Annotated in this window: 19 protein-coding genes; 16 read left to right on the top strand and 3 right to left on the bottom strand. The window is 45.2% G+C overall.

Annotated elements, in window-relative coordinates; all coding sequences use genetic code 11:
- The first annotated feature begins 189 nt into the window (after positions 1-189).
- The 16 genes from ACESQI_RS06360 to ACESQI_RS06435 all read left to right on the top strand — a co-directional run bounded on the left by ACESQI_RS06360 (position 190) and on the right by ACESQI_RS06435 (position 15,767).
- A complete protein-coding gene (locus ACESQI_RS06360; protein WP_234130515.1) occupies positions 190-2,199 on the top strand; it encodes a transketolase in 2,010 nt (669 codons plus the stop codon).
- Positions 2,199-2,633 (top strand): ribose 5-phosphate isomerase B, encoded by a 435-nt coding sequence (gene rpiB, locus ACESQI_RS06365; protein ID WP_002561676.1) that lies wholly within the window; start codon positions 2,199-2,201, stop codon positions 2,631-2,633. Before ACESQI_RS06360 ends, rpiB begins: the two co-directional genes overlap by 1 nt.
- A 206-nt stretch (positions 2,634-2,839) precedes the next feature.
- On the top strand, positions 2,840-4,243 hold the full coding sequence (locus ACESQI_RS06370) for a glycoside hydrolase family 28 protein (RefSeq protein WP_195660301.1): 1,404 nt from the start codon (positions 2,840-2,842) through the stop codon (positions 4,241-4,243).
- A 347-nt stretch (positions 4,244-4,590) separates the two neighbouring features.
- Positions 4,591-4,869, top strand: a complete 279-nt coding sequence (locus ACESQI_RS06375) for a tetratricopeptide repeat protein (RefSeq protein WP_002561678.1) — start codon at positions 4,591-4,593, stop codon at positions 4,867-4,869.
- Positions 4,870-4,890: 21 nt separating this feature from the next.
- Positions 4,891-5,118: a ferredoxin family protein gene (locus tag ACESQI_RS06380; protein ID WP_002561679.1), complete on the top strand. Its 228-nt coding sequence runs from the start codon at positions 4,891-4,893 to the stop codon at positions 5,116-5,118.
- Between the two features lie 12 nt (positions 5,119-5,130).
- The gene (locus ACESQI_RS06385; protein WP_007484986.1) at positions 5,131-6,210 is read left to right on the top strand and encodes a 3-methyl-2-oxobutanoate dehydrogenase subunit VorB; all 1,080 of its coding nucleotides are present in this window, start codon (positions 5,131-5,133) and stop codon (positions 6,208-6,210) included.
- A 410-nt stretch (positions 6,211-6,620) separates the two neighbouring features.
- A complete protein-coding gene (locus ACESQI_RS06390) occupies positions 6,621-7,385 on the top strand; it encodes a thiamine pyrophosphate-dependent enzyme (RefSeq protein ID WP_002561682.1) in 765 nt (254 codons plus the stop codon).
- A 20-nt stretch (positions 7,386-7,405) separates the two neighbouring features.
- Positions 7,406-7,948, top strand: coding sequence for a 2-oxoacid:acceptor oxidoreductase family protein (locus ACESQI_RS06395; RefSeq protein ID WP_002561683.1), 543 nt, complete (start codon positions 7,406-7,408; stop codon positions 7,946-7,948).
- 148 nt (positions 7,949-8,096) lie between these two features.
- Positions 8,097-10,163, top strand: a complete 2,067-nt coding sequence (locus ACESQI_RS06400) for a putative porin (RefSeq protein WP_373125570.1) — start codon at positions 8,097-8,099, stop codon at positions 10,161-10,163.
- 15 nt (positions 10,164-10,178) lie between these two features.
- Positions 10,179-11,009 (top strand): transporter substrate-binding domain-containing protein, encoded by an 831-nt coding sequence (locus tag ACESQI_RS06405; protein WP_373125571.1) that lies wholly within the window; start codon positions 10,179-10,181, stop codon positions 11,007-11,009.
- A 397-nt stretch (positions 11,010-11,406) separates the two neighbouring features.
- The gene (locus tag ACESQI_RS06410; protein ID WP_007484982.1) at positions 11,407-12,393 is read left to right on the top strand and encodes a Gfo/Idh/MocA family protein; all 987 of its coding nucleotides are present in this window, start codon (positions 11,407-11,409) and stop codon (positions 12,391-12,393) included.
- 65 nt (positions 12,394-12,458) lie between these two features.
- A complete protein-coding gene (locus tag ACESQI_RS06415; RefSeq protein ID WP_002561687.1) occupies positions 12,459-12,902 on the top strand; it encodes a VOC family protein in 444 nt (147 codons plus the stop codon).
- Positions 12,903-13,406: 504 nt separating this feature from the next.
- A complete protein-coding gene (locus tag ACESQI_RS06420) occupies positions 13,407-13,928 on the top strand; it encodes an RNA polymerase sigma factor (protein WP_373125572.1) in 522 nt (173 codons plus the stop codon).
- Complete coding sequence (locus ACESQI_RS06425; protein ID WP_002561689.1) at positions 13,925-14,350, top strand: hypothetical protein; 426 nt, start codon at positions 13,925-13,927, stop codon at positions 14,348-14,350. The genes ACESQI_RS06420 and ACESQI_RS06425 overlap by 4 nt, the downstream gene beginning before the upstream one ends.
- A gap of 40 nt (positions 14,351-14,390) precedes the next feature.
- On the top strand, positions 14,391-14,855 hold the full coding sequence (locus ACESQI_RS06430; protein ID WP_007484980.1) for a DUF4252 domain-containing protein: 465 nt from the start codon (positions 14,391-14,393) through the stop codon (positions 14,853-14,855).
- Between the two features lie 21 nt (positions 14,856-14,876).
- Entirely contained in the window at positions 14,877-15,767 is an 891-nt protein-coding gene (locus ACESQI_RS06435) for a hypothetical protein (RefSeq protein WP_373125573.1), read from the top strand.
- Positions 15,768-15,906: 139 nt separating this feature from the next.
- Here ACESQI_RS06435 and ACESQI_RS06440 read toward each other — a convergent pair whose 3' ends face one another.
- From ACESQI_RS06440 to ACESQI_RS06450, 3 genes are all read right to left on the bottom strand, one after another.
- Positions 15,907-16,401 (bottom strand): flavodoxin, encoded by a 495-nt coding sequence (locus ACESQI_RS06440; RefSeq protein ID WP_221648778.1) that lies wholly within the window; start codon positions 16,399-16,401, stop codon positions 15,907-15,909.
- Between the two features lie 192 nt (positions 16,402-16,593).
- Complete coding sequence (locus ACESQI_RS06445; RefSeq protein ID WP_373125574.1) at positions 16,594-18,630, bottom strand: thiamine pyrophosphate-dependent enzyme; 2,037 nt, start codon at positions 18,628-18,630, stop codon at positions 16,594-16,596.
- Positions 18,631-18,957: 327 nt separating this feature from the next.
- Entirely contained in the window at positions 18,958-20,295 is a 1,338-nt protein-coding gene (locus tag ACESQI_RS06450) for a dihydrolipoamide acetyltransferase family protein (protein WP_373125575.1), read from the bottom strand.
- Positions 20,296-20,389 lie beyond the last annotated feature (94 nt).

The following is a 20,389-nucleotide window of genomic DNA, read 5'->3' on the forward strand; positions in this document are numbered from 1 at the left end:
TATCCTAAACAGATGTGTCTCTCTTTTTGTTGATATAAGTACGATAAGGACAAATAGTTATTGTACGCAGCACAAGAAGAGCGCTTTCGGACTTTAAACAAAGATTAAAAAAAGCCCCCTTCTTATGCCCGATAATTAACGTTAAAGACTTATCTTTGCGGAAAATATGAAAACTTAATCATTATAAATATGAACGAAAGCAAACTTATGAACCGTGCAGCGGACAACATCCGTATTCTTGCTGCATCTATGGTTGAAAAAGCCAACTCCGGACATCCGGGTGGTGCTATGGGAGGTGCGGATTTTATAAACGTACTTTTCTCTGAGTTCTTAGTATATGATCCTCAGAATCCCCGCTGGGAAGGACGTGACCGTTTCTTTCTCGATCCGGGTCATATGTCACCAATGCTCTACTCTGTACTTGCACTGACCGGTAAATATACGCTGGCAGAGCTGGCACAGTTCCGCCAATGGGGAAGCCCTACTCCGGGACATCCCGAAGTAGATATCATGCGTGGTGTAGAAAACACTTCCGGTCCGCTGGGACAGGGACATACTTTTGCCGTAGGAGCCGCCATCGCAGCTAAATTCCTTAAAGCCCGCTTCGGTGAGGTTATGAGCCAGACTATCTATGCCTACATCTCTGATGGTGGTATCCAGGAAGAGATTTCACAAGGAGCCGGACGTATTGCCGGAACCCTGGGACTGGACAATCTCATCATGTTCTATGACTCCAACGATATTCAGCTTTCTACCGAAACCAAAGAAGTGACGGCAGAAAACGTGGCCATGAAATACAAAGCATGGGACTGGAACGTTATCGAAATCAACGGAAATGATCCTAATGCTATCCGTACTGCCCTCAAAGAAGCAAAAGCAGAAAGCAAACGTCCTACACTCATCATTGGGAAAACCACGATGGGCAAAGGAGCACGTAAAGCCGATGGCAGCAGTTATGAAGCTAACTGTGCTACACACGGTGCACCATTAGGTGGTGATGCCTATATTAATACAATCAAGAATCTGGGCGGAAATCCCGACGAACCGTTTGTTATCTTCCCGGAAGTAGCCGAGTTGTACGCCAAACGTACCGAAGACCTTAAAAAGATAGTAGCCGAAAAATATGCAGCAAAAGCCGAATGGGCCAAAACAAACCCGGAACTGGCAGCAAAAATGGCCAACTTCTTTGCAGGAAAAGCTCCTAAAGTAAACTGGGACGCTATCGAACAGAAACCCAATGTGGCCACCCGCGCCGCTTCGGCCACCGTACTAGGTGCACTGGCTACACAAGTAGAGAATATGGTAGTAGCATCTGCCGATCTTTCTAATTCAGACAAGACAGACGGTTTCCTCAAAAAGACACATGCTTTCAAACGTGGCGACTTTAGCGGAGCTTTCTTCCAGGCCGGCGTATCAGAATTGAGCATGGCTTGTGTCTGCATCGGTATGTCACTTCACGGTGGCGTTATTCCGGCATGTGCCACCTTCTTCGTATTCTCCGACTATATGAAACCTGCCATCCGTATGGCAGCCCTGATGGAACAGCCCGTGAAGTTCATCTGGTCACACGATGCATTCCGGGTAGGCGAAGATGGCCCTACTCACGAACCCGTAGAGCAGGAAGCACAAATCCGCCTGATGGAGAAACTGAAAAATCACAAAGGCCACAATTCTATGCTTGTACTCCGTCCGGCAGATGCCGAAGAGACCACTATTGCATGGAAACTGGCTATGGAAAATATCTACACCCCGACTGCTCTGATTCTTTCCCGCCAAAACATCGTCAGCTTACCTACAGGCAACGACTATGCACAAGTGGCCAAAGGAGCTTACATCGTTGCCGGTTCTGACGAGAATCCGGACGTAACCTTGGTAGCTTCCGGTTCGGAAGTAGCCACCCTCATTGCCGGAGCCGAATTGCTTCGCAAGGACGGTGTGAAGGTACGTATCGTATCGGCACCTTCCGAAGGATTGTTCCGCAGCCAGGATAAAGCATATCAGGAATCGGTACTCCCGGCAGGTGCAAAGATTTTCGGCCTCACCGCTGGTCTGCCCGTAAATCTGCAAGGTCTTGTAGGTGCTAATGGTAAAGTTTTCGGTCTTGAATCATTTGGTTTCTCTGCTCCCTACACAGTGCTGGACGAGAAGCTGGGCTTCACTGCCGCCAATGTGTACAACCAGGTAAAAGAGATGCTATAATGAAAAAAATCGGATTATGCTGTGACCATGCCGGATTTGAACTGAAAGAATTCGTCCGGGGATGGTTGCAGGCAAAAGGTTGGGAATACAAAGACTTTGGTACTTATTCTGCTGAAAGTTGTGACTATCCTGATTTTGCGCACCCGTTAGCACTGGCAGTAGAAGCTGGCGAATGCTATCCGGGTATTGCCATTTGTGGAAGCGGAAATGGTATCAGTATGACGCTAAACAAACATCAGGGCATCCGTGCCGCACTTTGCTGGACGGCTGCAATAGCACACCTGGCCCGCCAACACAACGATGCCAATATACTTGTGATGCCGGGACGCTTCATCAGCACTGAAGAGGCCGATATGATTCTGACAGAGTTCTTCAACACCCCATTCGAGGGAGGAAGACATCAGAAAAGAATTGATAAGATTCCCGTGAAATAAATAAAGATAAAAAATAAAGAGAGACGCATTACTGTATGTCTCTCTTTATTTTTTATTATAATACTATCCCCCTTCTATCTCTCCTACCCCTTATATCAATCAAAAATTACACCCTTTCAATCAAAATATATTGTACTATAACCGCGTTACTTCGTATTTTTGCGTACTTAAAATCCAATATCCATCAAAAAAACAACAAGAAACAAATGAAGAAACGATTTAGCTTCCTGTCTCTACTGTTAGTAACAGCAATTGCTTTTGCCAACCCAATTGACTTTGACAAAGCTTTCAAAGAAAGTGCTAAGATTGAAAAACAAATCAAGAAAACCTCTTTTCCAAAACAAACCTACAATATCACTGACTTTGGTGCAAAGCCGGACAATGAAACCGAGCCCTGCCACGAAGCCATCAATCAGGCTATTCTCAAATGTAGCCTTGCTGGTGGTGGCACAGTTGTTGTTCCCCAAGGAACCTTTTATACAGGCCCCATTACCCTGAAAAGCAACGTTAACTTTCATCTGCAAGAAGGTGCCATACTAAAATTCCTTACCAACCAAAGCTTATACTTCCCCGGAGTAATCACCCGTTGGGAAGGGCTGGATTGTTACAACGCCCGCCCACTAATCTACGCCTATGGCGAAACCAATATTGCTATTACCGGCAAAGGAACCATTGACGGACAAGGCTCCAACGAAACCTGGTGGCCCATGTGTGGCGCACCCAAATATGGCTGGAAAGAGGGAATGGTGGCACAACGCAACGGTGGACGTGAGCGCCTGCTGATGTACGGCGAAACATCAACCCCGGTTTACAAACGCATCATGACTCCGGAAGACGGGCTGCGTCCTCAGTTAATCAATCTTTATGCATGCAGTACCGTCCTGATAGAAGATGTCACACTACTGAACTCTCCCTTTTGGGTGATTCACCCTCTGTTCTGCGAAAGCCTGATTGTACGTGGTGTCAACATATTCAACCGTGGCCCCAACGGAGATGGATGCGATCCTGAATCCTGCAAAAATGTACTGATAGAGAACTGCACTTTTGATACCGGGGATGATTGCATCGCCATCAAATCGGGACGCAATGCAGACGGGCGCAAATGGAATGTACCCAGCGAAAACATCATCGTACGCAACTGCAAAATGAAAAACGGACATGGTGGCGTTGTTATCGGTAGTGAGATATCCGGCGGCTATCGTAACCTGTTTGTTGAGAATTGCCAGATGGACAGCCCGAATCTCGACCGGGTAATCCGTATCAAAACCAGTACCTGCCGGGGTGGAATCATCGAAAATGTATTTGTACGCAACATCACCGTAGGACAATGCCGGGAAGCCGTACTACGCATCAATCTGCAATATGAGAACCGGGAACAGTGTAACCGTGGCTTCACTCCTACCGTGCGCAATGTACACCTGAAAAATGTAACCTGCCAAAAAAGCCGTCTGGGAGTACTTATCATCGGACTGGATGACGACCAGCATGTATACAATATCAGCGTAGAAGATTCTCACTTCAACAACGTAGCCAAAGGAGGCAACGACATCAAAGGCGCTCACGATGTCACTCTAAAAAATCTGTACATCAACGGTGAACTCGTGAAGTAACAAAACGATTGAGAAAAGGCTGTTCCGGATTCATTCTGGTACAGCCTTTCGTATTCTTTCCACCCTATCCGCTCCTTTCTTAACTTTCATTATTACACTGCTTCCTTCCGGCATTATCTACATATGCAATCCCTCCATTTCTTTTTCTACATTAAATCCATTATACGCTAACAATCAGGTAGTTTCTGCTTAAAAACATAAAATAACAAAATGTCGTTAAAACCCACCTATACACCCTCATTTTTGATAAGAAAAAGTACAATAAGGATAAATTTAACCCACGACATAAGCTGTGTATATAAATAAAAAACTATCTTTGTGGTGCAAACTCTGAAACTCATTTAAATATGAAACAATTGGAGACCATAAAAGAGCTTATCAATCAGGGAGATATAAATAAAGCAATTGAAGCCCTTGATGCTCTTCTCACTCAAACGGACTTCGCCCCCAAAGACGAAGTTTACTACTTGCGGGGCAATGCCTACCGAAAGCAAGGCAACTGGCAGCAAGCCCTCAACAATTATCAATCCGCCATCGAGATTAACCCCGAAAGTCCTGCCTTGCAAGCCCACAAGATGGTAATGGATATTCTGGAGTTCTATCACAAAGACATGTATAATCAATAAACGTAATAAAATCGATAGATTATGGCAAAAATTAAAGGAGCAATCGTGGTCGACACGGAGCGTTGCAAAGGCTGCAACCTGTGTGTAGTGGCTTGTCCGCTCGATGTAATATCACTCACCAAAGAGGTGAATGTAAAGGGGTACAATTATGCCCGCCAAGTATTGGAAGATACCTGCAACGGATGCAGCTCGTGTGCAACGGTTTGTCCGGACGGATGTATCTCTGTGTATAAAGTTAAAGTAGATTAGCAAATTATTATTATGACAGAAGAAGTAGTATTAATGAAAGGTAACGAAGCCATCGCCCATGCAGCCATTCGCTGTGGTGCCGACGGATACTTCGGTTATCCTATTACTCCGCAATCGGAGGTATTGGAAACGCTGGCCGACTTGAAACCGTGGGAAACCACCGGTATGGTAGTGCTCCAGGCAGAGAGTGAAGTAGCAGCTATCAATATGGTATATGGCGGTGCCGGAAGTGGGAAAATGGTGTTGACCTCCTCTTCAAGCCCTGGTGTCAGCCTGAAACAGGAAGGCATCTCTTATCTGGCAGGAGCCGAACTCCCCTGTCTGATCGTAAACGTAATGCGCGGTGGTCCTGGTCTGGGAACCATCCAGCCAAGCCAGGCAGACTATTTCCAAACAGTGAAAGGTGGTGGACATGGCGACTATAAACTGATTGCACTTGCCCCAGCTTCTGTACAGGAAATGGCCGACTTCGTTGGGCTCGCTTTCGAACTGGCCTTCAAATACCGTAACCCTGCCATCATCCTTGCCGATGGTGTTATCGGACAAATGATGGAGAAAGTAGTATTGCCACCGATGAAACCCCGTCGCACGGATGCAGAAGTAATCGAACAGTGCCCATGGGCCACTACCGGTAAAACAAAAGACCGTAAACCCAATATTATCACTTCGCTCGAACTCCGCCCCGAAGAAATGGAAAAGAACAACATCCGCTTCCAGGCAAAATACCGCGTAATCGAAGAAAACGAAGTGCGCTTTGAAGAAATAGACTGTGAAGATGCGGAATACCTGATTGTAGCATTTGGCTCTATGGCACGTATCGGACAGAAAGCAATGGAGCTGGCACGTGAAGAGGGTATCAAAGTAGGTATGCTTCGTCCTATCACTCTGTGGCCGTTCCCCACAAAAGCTATTGCGGCGTATGCCGATAAGGTGAAAGGTATGCTTGTTACTGAGTTGAATGCCGGACAAATGATCGAAGACGTACGCCTGGCAGTAAACGGAAAAATAAAAGTAGAACACTTTGGCCGTCTTGGTGGTATTGTGCCCGATCCGGACGAGATTGTAAGTGCACTGAAAGAAAAAATCATGTAAAGTAGAATTTACGATTGGACGATTTACGAATTACGATCTAGGGAAAATGAATCATGAAAGTAAAGCAGTAAATCACGGAAGTTAAAGAAGTAAATCAAAGCCCCCCAATCGTAAATCGAAAATCGTCTAATCGTAAATAAAATAAAGATGAATCCCGATAAAATAAGAAACGTATTGAATATACTTTTCATCATACTCGCTTTAGCAGCTATTATCGTTTACTTTGTAGCAGACGATTTCAAGATATTCATATACGTATGCGGTGCGGCAATCTTTGTCAAACTGATGGAGTTTTTCATACGATTCACCAACAGATAAGGAGAAAGTTAACAAAAAGACAAGATGCAGGATGGTAAATCCACTTGTCAAATTGTCAACTTAAACCTCATCAACCAAAAAAAAATTAAGTTATGACTAAAGAAGAAATAATCAAGCCCGAGAATCTGGTTTATAAAAAACCGACTCTGATGAATGATAACGCCATGCATTACTGCCCGGGTTGCAGTCACGGTGTGGTACACAAGCTCATAGCCGAGGTCATTGAAGAGATGGGAATGGAAGATAAAACCGTTGGTATCTCTCCCGTAGGTTGTGCCGTTTTCATTTACAACTATCTCGATATCGACTGGCAGGAAGCAGCCCACGGACGTGCCCCTGCATTGGCAACAGCCATCAAACGCTTATGGCCGGACCGTCTGGTATTCACTTACCAGGGCGATGGTGACCTTGCCTGTATCGGTACAGCCGAAACAATCCATGCACTCAATCGCGGTGAGAATATCACTATCATCTTCATCAACAATGCCATATATGGTATGACCGGTGGACAGATGGCTCCAACAACCCTTGTGGGTATGAAAACCGCCACTTGCCCTTACGGACGTGATGTAGACTTACACGGATATCCTCTGAAAATTACTGAAATTGCTGCGCAACTGGAAGGTACGGCATACGTTACCCGTCAATCCGTACAATCGGTTCCTGCAATCCGTAAAGCAAAGAAAGCGATCCGCAAAGCATTTGAAAACTCTATGGCTGGCAAAGGCTCCAACCTGGTAGAAATTGTTTCTACTTGTAGTTCCGGCTGGAAAATGACTCCCGAAAAGTCTAACAAATGGATGGAAGAACATATGTTCCCATTCTATCCGCTCGGTGACTTGAAAAATAAAGAATAATGCTAAAAACTGAAAAAACAATGAAAGAAGAAATAATTATAGCAGGATTCGGTGGACAGGGAGTACTGTCTATGGGAAAAATTTTAGCTTACTCCGGACTGATGGAAGGCAAAGAAGTAACCTGGATGCCAGCTTACGGACCGGAACAACGCGGTGGAACTGCCAACGTAACGGTGATCGTAAGTGATGACAGAATCTCCTCTCCGATTCTAAGTCAGTATGACACAGCTATCATATTAAACCAGCCTTCGCTCGAGAAGTTTGAGAACCGTATCAAGCCGGGCGGAATTCTTATCTACGACGGATACGGAATTATCAACCCACCTACCCGCAAAGACATCAAAGTATACCGCATTGATGCTATGGATGCAGCCAATGAAATGAAGAATGCCAAAGCATTCAACATGATCGTACTGGGTGGCTTACTGAAACTACGTCCTATTGTAACGCTGGAAAATGTTATCAAAGGATTAAAGAAAACTCTCCCCGAACGCCATCATCACCTGATACCGATGAATGAAGAAGCCATCAAGAAAGGGATGGAACTGATCAGAGAGGCTTAATTTAATTGAAAGTTGAAAATTGAAAATTGAAAGTTACTATGCAGCATGGCAGCGCAGCTAACTTTCAATTTTCAATTTTCAACTTTCAATTAATTAAGGTTTCAACTCTGTAAGCTTCAACTTTTTTGTCGTATATTTGCGCCCAATTATGAAACGAATCCTACTTACATATATACTACTCTTTATCGTAGGTCAGTTGGCTATCCAAGCGCAAGTCAACCCAAACAATCCGTACGGAGACCGACAGGATGAATTTGGCAATATCGTAGACCAATATGGCAACCAGATAGACCCTGCCATGCGTCCCCAAAGTCTGGATAGCGCAAATGTAGAAATCCAGGGACTTCCACCCAAACTTTACATGTGGCGTGTCAGCGAAAATCTGGGAAACGTAACCCGTATTCCTGCCGATACAGCCCGACTTAACTACCAGAATGCTAATCTGACAGAAGGTATGACCGGACACTATAATTACTTAGGCAACATGGGTGCTCCACGTATGTCTCGTATCTTCTTTGACCGGCAGGCAGTAGAACCAACTATCTTCATGCAGCCATATTCTTTCTTCTTCGTGCGGCCTGATGAGTTTAATTTTACCAATAGCAATGTTCCATATACGAATCTGACCTATAACAAAGCAGGTAACAAAATAAACGGAGAAGAGCGTTTCAAATCTTATTTTTCGGTGAATGTCAACAAGCGGCTTGCTTTCGGCTTCAACATCGACTATCTGTATGGACGCGGATATTACAACCATTCAAGTACTTCATACTTCAACGCAGCTCCCTTTATCAGTTATATGGGAGAGAAATATGAAGGGACTTTGCTGTATAGCTACAACTACCTGAAGAACAACGAGAACGGAGGTATAACAAACGACGATTATATCAAAGATCCCGAGGGTGCAGCAGAAGGTGGAAGAGTGTATGAATCTACCAACATGCCGACGGTGATGAATACAGCCACTTCCCGTAATACTGACAGCTATGTATTCCTGACGCAACGCTACAAACTGGGATTCCATCGCGACCTCCCTCAACAGGAAAATGATACGTTGCCTCCCCAACAAGAGTTTGTGCCCGTCACCAGTTTTATCTACACGATGCAGGTGGAATGGACGAAGCGCAAATTTACGTCCAACGACCAACTGAAAGATTATTACCAAAATACGTACATCAAACCGGGACAACCTTATGTGGTGGATGATTCCACCTCCTATATCGGCATAAAGAATACATTTGGAATCTCCCTGCTCGAAGGTTTTAACAAATATGCCAAAGCCGGGGTCACTGCCTTCATATCGCATAAACTCAGTAAATATGAACTGATGAATGCAGACTCTGTCAGTAAAGATCACTATACAGAAAATGAGTTTTTTGTAGGTGGCGAGCTGGCTAAGCGACAAGGGAAAGTACTCCACTACCACGCCATAGGTGAAGTAGGCTTATTGGGAAAAGCCATCGGACAATTCAACGTAAAAGGAGATATCGATCTGAACTTCCGTCTGGGCAAGGATACAGTGAGCCTGATAGCACGCGCGTCTGTCAGCAACACACTGCCCTCGTTCTACATGCGCCATTATCACTCCAAACACTTCTATTGGGACAATGATAACATGGACAAGGAATTTCGTACCCACATAGAAGGAGAACTAAACATCGACCGTTGGAAAACGCACCTGAAAGCAGGCGTAGAGAATATCAAGAATTATACTTACTTCAACCAGCAGGCAGTGCCCGAACAATTTGGAGGCAACATACAGGTAGTTTCGGCTACTCTGGCACAAGATTTTCGCCTCGGCATTCTCCATCTGGACAATGAAGTGACCTGGCAGAAATCAAGTAACAGTACAGTGCTTCCGCTCCCTACTCTCTCGTTGTACCACAATCTTTACCTCGACTTTAAACTCGCAAAGAAAGTATTGAGTGTGCAACTGGGTGCCGATGTACGCTACTTCACTAAATATTATGCTCCGGCCTATATGCCTGCTACCGGACAATTTTACCTTCAATCGTCCAAAGATCAGGTAGAGATAGGTGCTTATCCTATTGTCAATGTATATGCCAATCTGCACCTGAAACGGACACGTTTCTTCGTCATGATGTATCACGTGAACGACGGACTTATAAATCGGCCGAACTCGTTTTATGCTCCCCACTATCCGATCAATCCACGATTGCTAAAGTTTGGAGTTTCCTGGAACTTCTACGATTAATGACCTCATGAACCTATGAAACCAATAAAACGGAAATATCTGAAATACCTGCTACTGGGAGTCATATGCTTTCTGGTACTTTGGCTCTGGCCACAGAAGAAGGAGAAAGAGAACGGACATCCGCGAGACTATGCCGAGATCATTGCAAGCGGCATTCTCCACGCAGCAACAGAATACAATTCTATCAGCTTCTATGTGGACGGCGATACGGTGACGGGCTTTCACTACGAACTGATAGAAGCCTTCGCTCGGGATAAGGGAATCCAGACACAGGTATCTCCAGTGATGAGTTTCGGGCAACGGTTGCAAGGATTAGAAACAGGAAAGTATGACGTTATCGCCTACGGCATCCTGGTGACCAGCGAACTCAAGGACTCTTTACTCCTCACTTCCCCCATCATTCTAAGCAAACAGGTGTTAGTTCAACGTAAACCTGTATCCGAGTACGATTCACTCTTTATCAAAAATCAGCTCGATCTGGCAGGGCGGACACTCCATGTAGTAAAAGGTTCGCCATCCATCCTCCGCATTCGTAATCTGGGAAATGAGATAGGAGATACGATTTACACCAACGAAGTAGAAAAATACGGTTCGGAACAGCTGATAGCAATGGTAGCTCACGGAGATATCGATTATGTCGTGTGTGACGAAAGCATCGCCCGGGCAGCGGCAGATTCGCTGCCACAACTTGACATCAGTACGGATATCAGCTTTACACAATTTTATTCATGGGGTGTCAGCAAGCAATCACCTGTATTACTGGACAGCCTTAACTCCTGGCTTACAAAATTCCGTGAAGGAAAAGAATACAAAAAAATCTACCGAAAATACTATGGCAAAGAGTAGGAAGTGATTTGCAAGAGAATAAAAGGTGAAAAGCCAGGCTTTGACATTTCAATGTCGTATATTGGTCAATGAATTCATAAAGGAGACTCAGTTAAACTACACATAAAGGAGGGGCACTACGCGCTCTCCTTTTTTTATGCACATACGTCATAGAAAACCTGCGAGCTGGATACTTCATGCTATTTCCCCGGCACTCGCCAAAAGTTTCCCAATATGTTACGGTTTGTTTCCCGGTATGTTATGGTTCATATCCCAGTATGTTACGATAGAAATACCACTGTGCTATGATGCAAACAGCGTTTTCTCTCAAAAGGAATGCTTTTAAGTTAAGAATCAATAAATATGCTCTTGACAGAAAAATATCCTTATCTTTGTGATCGTAAAAAAACAGATAGGTATGAGTGAAAAGATTATTAAATGGGGCTTCATCGGTTGCGGTGAAGTGACAAAGAAGAAAAGCGGCCCTGCGTTCCAAAAGGTGGAAGGCTCTGAGGTGGTGGCCGTAATGAGTCGTGACGGCTCCAAAGCAAAAGCTTATGCAGAGGAAAGAGGTATCAGGAAATGGTATGACGATGCTCAGGAGCTTATTGATGATCCGGAGGTAAACGCCATCTACATTGCCACTCCCCCTTCCTCTCACGCCACATACGCCATCATGTCAATGAAAGCCGGCAAGCCCGCCTATATAGAGAAACCAATGGCCGTCACTTACGAAGAGTGTACCCGCATCAACCGTATCTCACGCGAAACGGGCGTTCCTTGTTTCGTGGCTTACTACCGTCGCTACCTGCCCTACTTCATCAAGGTAAAACAACTTGTGGAAGAAGGTGTTATCGGCAATGTAATCAATATACAAATCCGCTTCGCCCAGCCTCCCCGCGATCTGGACTATAACCGCAACAACCTACCCTGGCGGGTACAGGCAGACATCGCTGGAGGTGGTTATTTCTATGATCTCGCCCCTCACCAGATAGACTTATTGCAGGAGATGTTTGGTTGCATTCTCGAAGCCAGTGGTTATAAAAGTAACCGTGGCGGATTGTATCCGGCAGAAGACACATTGAGTGCCTGCTTCCAGTTTGACAACGGACTGGTAGGGAGTGGTTCCTGGTGCTTCGTTGCACATGAGTCTGCCAAGGAAGACCGTATCGAAATTATCGGTGACAAAGGTATGATCTGTTTCTCCGTCTTTTCATTTGATCCCATTGCACTACATACGGAACGAGGACGGGAAGAGATACATATCGAAAACCCCGAACATGTACAACAACCGCTTATTCAGGCAGTGGTAGACCATCTGTTAGGAAAATCAATCTGTACATGCGACGGCGAAAGTGCCACACTTACCAATTGGGTAATGGATAAGATACTGGGGAAGATATAAAAGTCATTGCTAATGAATAATCCTGGAAACACACGTATAAGAATAACTATAAAAATTTGACAACAATGAAATTTAGTAATGTAAGATTATTAGTTAAGGATTTTGCTAAATGTTTTAAGTTCTACTCTGAACAACTTGGATTGGAACCGGCTTGGGGCGATGAGAACAGTGGATATGCCAGTTTTAAGGTAGCAGACGGAATAGAAGGATTTGCCCTTTTTGTATCCGATTGGATGGCACCGTCTGTAGGTAATGCGAATAAAGAGCTGCCTGTTGGATTCCGAGAGAAATCACTCGTATCATTCAGTGTAGACAATGTTGACGATACTTATACAGCGTTGAAAGAAAAGGGTGTGGTATTTGTTAATGAACCTACCAATATGGCTGATTGGGGGATGCGCACAGTACATTTGCGCGATCCTGAAGATAATTTAATAGAACTTTTTTCACCATTAGCTCCGGAACAATGTAGTGAAGAGCTAATAGAAGAATGCAAAAAATACGAGTAAAGAGTTTTTCTCTTACAATAAAGCGGGGAATCTCATAACTATCTGAGATCCCCCGCTTTATTGGTATAACATGGTTTTCAAGTATATCAGAATAGGATCTGCCAACAATAAAAGTTAAGTATTTGCCAAACGGTTACCCAATCGTTACCTCTACCATTGTTTATCCTTGCTTAAAGACTCCTATTCAACAGCTTATCAGCAAATGATAGTTTGATAATAGTAAGTGGTACTTCAAATTTAGTTCATACTATGACAACATTTTATTAAAACACAAATGATCGCAGATTTTCGCAGATTAAATGGCTACGCTATACTTAAGCGATGATATGCTTTGCGTGAATCTGTGAGTTTCTGCGTTTCAGTAAGAGTATCCTATAATTTTAAACGATTACTTAATAAAAAAGACTGTAACAGAGACAGAAAGCAACCTATCTTTCCAGTTTACTTAAAAAAGTTCTATCTTTGATGTCACGTTTCTCCTCTCCCTCCGTCTTATTGATGTAAATGGAACTCAAACAATTTAAAATAGACGTGCTACCCCTCCGCGAAAAGTTATTAAACTATGCGCGGAAATTGACAGAAGATCCCTCCGATGCCGAAGACGCAGTGCAGGAAGTCATGCTGAAGCTATGGAATATGCGCCAGAGACTGGATGAATACCGCAGTATCGAAGCCTTGGCCATGACCATGACGCACCACCTCTGCATGGATATCTGGCGGGCCCGACGCCCGGACGCCCTTTCACTGGATCAGGTGCAAGCCCCCAGCCAATCGGCCACTCCGGAGCGACTACTCGAAGAGAAAGATGAATTCCGCCTGATGCGCGAAATCATCGACTCACTACCCAGTCTGCAACGTACCATCATACAAATGAAGGACGTGCAGGAATACGAAACAGGCGAGATTGCGGAAATCACCGGATGTAATCCTGAAGCTATCCGCAGCAACTTGTCCAGAGCACGAAAGAAAGTTAGAGACATTTACCTGCAAACCATACAAGAAAGGAAAAGGAGAAACGAAGCATGAATATAGAAGAATTATTAAATAAATACTTTGAAGGTGAAACCTCTTGCGAAGAAGAACGCGAACTCAGACACTTCTTCACCCAGGGAATCGTACCGGAACACCTGAAAGAATACAGCCCCCTGTTTGCTTTCCTTGAAAAAGAAAACAGGCAAGCTAAAACCACCGATACAAAGCCCGCTACAAAACAAAGAAAACTCCGTCGCCACGCCATCTACACCCTGAGCGGAATTGCCGCCGGACTGCTTCTGCTACTGGGCATTGCCGGTATTCACCGTCACCTCAACGCCATGCCCGACAGCTACGTCATCATCGACGGTAAGTGCTACACGGACGAAAATCTGGTGCGCGAACAAGCTATGGCAGCCTTCCGCAATGTAAGCCTCGACGAAGATGAACTTCTCGACAGCCTCTTTGGTGAATAGAAACAGTAGTAAACTATCAAAAAAAATAAAAAGAACCTATATGAATACAGTCATTCGCACAACACTTATCATCCTGCTATTAGCTGCCTTCCCAGCTAGTATAAAGGCGCAGGAAGATCTGCACAGTGCTTCCGTATTTCAGAAATACGGCAAGCAAAAAGGTGTGACGATGGTAGAATTGTCCCGAGACATGCTGGACTCCTACCGTATCGACCTATACAGAAGTCTGGTTTTCAAAGATGTGACAGAAGCATTGCCTTATATACTGGATTGTTTGGAGAAAGACCAGAAAGAAGGAACCATGAAAAAAATACAAGAGATCATCGAAGACGGTAAACTGCTGACTGCCTATTACCAACTCACTCAGGTGAAAAAAGGCAAAGAGAAACTGAACCGTTTCCTCCTGTTCAAGATCGGGAAGAAAAACAGCGCTACCTTAATCTATATCGAAGGCAATCTGAATTCGGACGAGCTTGTAGCACTCTTATTCCAAAGAAGAAACTAAAACAATAAAAACGATAAAGACATGAAAAAGATCATTTTAGCATGTATGATGCTCTTCCCGTTCATGGGTATTGCAGCACAAGAAAGCGAAACCAGAAAACAAACGACCGTAAACACTTCCGGCGACTCTATCGTTATCCTGAAGGGAGAAGGTAACGTGAAAATCAAAATCTATGAAGAGAATATCTGTAACGACACCAGGCAGGAAGAGAAGCTTTTTGAAGGCGTCTACCTCACCCGTATCGACTCTGACCGCCCAAGCATATTGGATGCGCTCCCCTTTGCACCGAAAAAGCGCAATCGCTTCGACCCACATTCCAGTGGTTTTTATATGGGATTCAGCCGCCTCACGAATGATTTCTATAGTTTCGGCCCCACCGGAAAAGCATCACTGGATGCCGGTAAATCCTGGGAAATCGGTGCCAATCTTTTCTCCAGCCATATTGCTCTGACCCGTGATCGTCACTGGGGAATGACCTTCGGGCTGGGTTGGGGATATACTTCTTTCCGTCTGGACGGCAATCAGGCTTTCCTGAAAGCAGAAGGCAGCACGGGTGTCTTTGACGGAGATGAGGAAACGATGTATAACAAAAGCCGTCTGCGCTACTTCCATTTTCGTATTCCTATCTCTATCGAATGGCAGACAAGAATCAACGGACGTCGCCCCGTATTCTTCGCTGCCGGACCGGAAGTGGAAATACGCCACGGTGTGAAATCAATGGCAAAAGTAAACGGACACAAAGAGACACTGGGTAAAGGTATGTATGTACACCCGGTAGGCATCAACCTGCTGGCACAAGCTGGATATGGCAGCCTGGGTTTCTATCTGCGCTATTCTACCTACGGGCTCTTTGAAAAAGGAAAGGGACCGGATGTATCGCCAATGGCTTTCGGTATTTGTTGGTATTGGTAGGGAGAGAGTGATTAGTGATTAGTGGTAAGTGATTAGCGATAAGTGATTAGCGATAAGTGATTAGCGATAAGTGATTAGTGGGCTGCGCAATCGTTGCCATAGCGCAGCCCACTAATCACTAATCACTTATCACTAATCACTACTTTATAATCTCCTTACACCACTCCCTCACCCGCTTGTCCGTCAGTTCCGCCTGATTATCAAGATCAATAACCAAGCCACACCATTGATTGCCACGCAGTGCACGAGACTTATTAAATTTATATCCCTCTGTAGAAGTAAAACCAACCAGGGTGGCTCCGTCTTCTTCAAAAACATCTGCCAGTATGCCCATACCATCTACAAAGTTATCAGGATACTTTGCCTGGTCACCCAGGCCAAAGATGGCTACTTTCTTTCCCTTCAGTTGAAGTGTCCTCAGCTCCGGCAGAAGTTCATCCCAATAGGTAGGCAGTTCCCCGTCAAACCAGGTAGAAGCTCCCACAATCAAATGGTCGTATGCTTCAAAATCATTCTGCCAGGCGTTCTCTACAGAGACTATCTCAACTGCATCACCCAACTCTTTTTGTATCTTTTTTGCTACCAAGGCCGTCTTATCCGAATTGGCAGCGTAAATCAATGCTATCTTTTTCATATAAGTAGTACTTTAAATTTAGTTCATACTATGTGACAGCGTTTTATTGAAACGCAAATGATCGCAGATTTTCGCTGATTAAATGGCTGCGCTATACTTGAGCGATGATATGCTTTGCGTGAATCTGCGAGTTTCTGCGTTTCAATAACAGTATCATATAATGATGAACGATTATTTATCAATCTATCTTTCTTAATATTCCAATAACTCTTTTGCTGCTGCATATATCTTTTCTTCATCGGGCAAAATAGCACGTTCCAGTGCCGGATGAAACCCAACCGGTGTAAATGTGGAACCTACACGACGGATAGGGGCATCAAGATGCCTGAACATCTCCGTCCCAAGAGTAGCAGCTACCTCGGCACCAAAGCCTGAAAAGACTTTATCTTCGTGTACCACCAATGCCTTGCTGGTTTTCTTTACCGATTCAAAGATAGTCTCTTTGTCCAACGGGATCAGTGAACGAAGGTCGATCACTTCCACTTCCCATCCGCTTTCTTTCGATAGGCGTTCGGCTACGTTAAGGCAAAAATGGGTAGTATTGCCATAAGTGATAATACTCAGATCAGAACCTTCACGACGGATACGGGCCTTACCAAAAGGTACCTCAAAATCTTCGGGCACAATGGCTGAGGCTTCTACTGAATTGTACAGAGCTTTCGGTTCAATAAATAAAGTGAATCCCCTCGAACGCATACTTGTACGAAGCAGTCCGGCCGCATCATCGGCAAAAGAAGGACATACGATCCGTGCTCCGGGAAGGGTGGTAAGAGCTCCTTCTATGTTTTGGGAGTGATACAGTCCGCCACCGATATAACCACCCGAAGCTAATCTCAGGGTGATATTGGGAACAAATTTTCCGTTGCTTCGCCAGTACTCGTGTGTACACTCTACGTACTGCTCTACAGCCGGCCAGAAATAATCGGCAAACTCAGCACCCTCTATCACAACATGTATCTTCGGGTCGAAGCGACACATACCATTGGCTGTACCTACGATATAATCTTCGGCAATCGGTGCACTGAATACACGGGCATCGCCAAACTCCTGTTGCATGCCTTTGGTGACATTAAATACGCCTCCTTTTTCTTTGTTTGCCACATCCTGTCCCCAGATAAAGGTATCGGGATTGCGCCTGAACTCAGACTTCAGTGTTTCATTAATAGCAGTCACCATAAAAGCCTTCTCTCCTTCTACCTCCTTGTGAGTTCCATCCGGATACTTCTTCGGTTCATAAGGTTCCGGCAGTACAAAGTCAAAAATCGACTTCGGATCGGGATCGGGAGCAGCAAGTGCTTTGCGATTGGCAGCACTAAGCTCTTTTTTCGCTTCGGCTTCTATCTTTTGCAAATCCTCTTCCGAGAGTCGTTTGTAACGGAGCAACATCCGGCGGAATTTCATCAGCGGATCGGCATCTTTCACATAGGTAAGTTCGTTCTCATCGCGGTAAAGGGTATGCTTGTCCGAATTGGAATGCGAACCGATACGGACACAATTGGCATGTACAATCACCGGGGTGCGATTGGCAATGGCAAACTCACGGGCTTCGGTCATCGCATTCATAGAGTCGAACACGTCTTTGCCGTTACAATGAATGATTTTCAGATTCTTAAAGCCGGAGAAGTTATCGGCAACTTTACGGTTGGCAGTCTGCTCATCTTTCGGGACAGAGATACCATAACCATTGTCCTGCCATACAAAGATAACAGGCAGGCGCTCAAGACTGGCCCCATTGACAGCTTCGTAAACAAAGCCCTCGGAGGAGGCTGATTCGCCATGCGAAGTGATCGCAACACCCCGGTGGCCGTAGTAAACCATAGCCCGGGCTACGCCTGCGGCATGCAAGTCGTGTGTACCGGTGGCAGAAGAGACATTTTCAATGTGCCACTCCGGTTTGGCGAAGTGATTGGACATGTGACGACCGCCACTACCGGGGTCGGTAGCTTTGGAAATGCCGTTTAGAATCAATTCCTCTACGCTCATTCCGGCAGAAAGAGCGGTAAGCATATCGCGGTAGTATGGGAAAAGAAAATCTTCTCCTTTGGTGAAAACCTGCCCGATGGCTAACTGAATGCCATCATGCCCGGCATAAGGGGCGTGGAAAGACCACCCTAAAGATTGCAACAAATAAGACGGTGTTTTCTCGTCGAGTGCACGTCCTAAAGTCATCAGATAGTACCATTTACGAAGCGTGGCTTCGTCAGTAGTCTTAATATCATATTTCTTCATAAATCTTTTTTTGTGCTTCCCGCACGGGGAGGTGCGGCAGGCGATGATTGTATATTAATGGGGGTATCAATGTGTATTTTTATTTGACATTTAGGGGATACTTCGAGGGAGGCTTCGGGAGGGGGTGTTGTGACATCGTGATGTCATGCCCGGTGACATCGTGATGTCATGCCCGGTGACATCAGTGTGTCATGCTCGGTGACATCAGTGTGTCATGACTGGTGACACAGGTGTGTCATGACTGGTAACACAGGTGTGTCATGACCGGTGACACAGGTGTGTCATAACAGCATCCCCAAAAAGCTGCTCAGAAGTACCACAGGGGCATTATTCTGAGGTGAAACGCTCTAAATAATCTGCTATAAAATGGAGGAAGTTACCCCCTAATGAGCCATCAACTACCCGGTGGTCATAAGAGAGAGACAGGTACATTTTGTGCCGGATAGCGATCACATCTCCTTCGGGAGTTTCTTTTACAACCGGCTTCTTCTCAATACTCCCCACACCCAGGATAGCGACCTCCGGCTGATTGATTACCGGAGTACCAAAAAGCATCTTAAATGTACCGTAGTTGGTGATTGTAAATGTTCCGCCACTAATCTCGTCAGGAGTCAGCTTATTATTGCGGGCTTTAAGTGCCAGTGAGTTTATGCTCAGTGCCAGTCCGTTCAGGTTCAGGCGGTCGGCATCATGGATGACAGGTACAATCAGATTACCGTCATTCAGCGATACGGCAACCCCGATATTGATGTGCTTCTTAAACAGTATATTGTAACCGTCAACAGATACATTCACCTGCGGATAAGCAGCCAATGCTTTAGCCACCGCCTCTGTTATGACAGGCATATAAGTCAGCTTCACACCCTCCCGACGGAAGAATGCATCTTTATTCTTCTCACGCCAGTGAACCAGCCGGGTCACATCAACTTCGACTACATTGGTTACGTGTGGAGAAACTTTCTTCGACATTACCATATGATCGGCGATAATCTTACGGACAAAATCCATAGGCTTCACTTCCACATCCGAAGTGGACCCGGCTACCGGAGCAGGCGAGACAACCGGTGCAACCGGAGCAGTGGTAGCAGCAGATACAGGCGAAGTAGCCGGAGCTGTATTCACCGGAGCCTCTTTGGATATAGCGGCTGCTTGCTGAACAGTAACTTTAGGCGCAACAGGACTACCACTCTTCTTCCGGGCAATGTAATCTTTGATATCTTTCTTACTCAACCGCCCCTCATAACCTGTACCGGGAATGGTATCCAGTTCTTCCCTCTGAATTTTTGCTTCCCGTGCCAGCTGTAACACAACGGGCGAGTACCAACGCTCTTCTTCGGCTTTCACAGCTTTCTCCTGCGGAGAGTCAGAAGTGGGTATTCCGCTTGCAGGTTGCTCTGTTTCGGTTTCTTCCTGTTCGCCTTCTCCACCCATATCTACAAGGGCAACCACAGTTCCTACCGGCACTGTATCGCCTTCTTTAAACAATATCTCTACCACCTTGCCGGCTACGGGAGACGGAACTTCGGCACTCACTTTGGCAGTGTTAACCTCAAACAATACATCGTCTTCCTGAACGACGTCGCCTACTTGTACCGACCAGGATATAATGGTACCTTCAGTGACACTCTCACCCAATTTGGGCATCTTTATTTCAAACTTTGCCATATAACTTACTCTTTTATTATTATTGACTTATATAGATTAAACAACCTTCCGGATTAGAAAGTTCCGAGTTAATAGTTTATAGTTGTTATCACCC

Source organism: Bacteroides sp. HPS0048, from assembly GCF_964240755.1.
Lineage (GTDB): Bacteria > Bacteroidota > Bacteroidia > Bacteroidales > Bacteroidaceae > Bacteroides > Bacteroides nordii.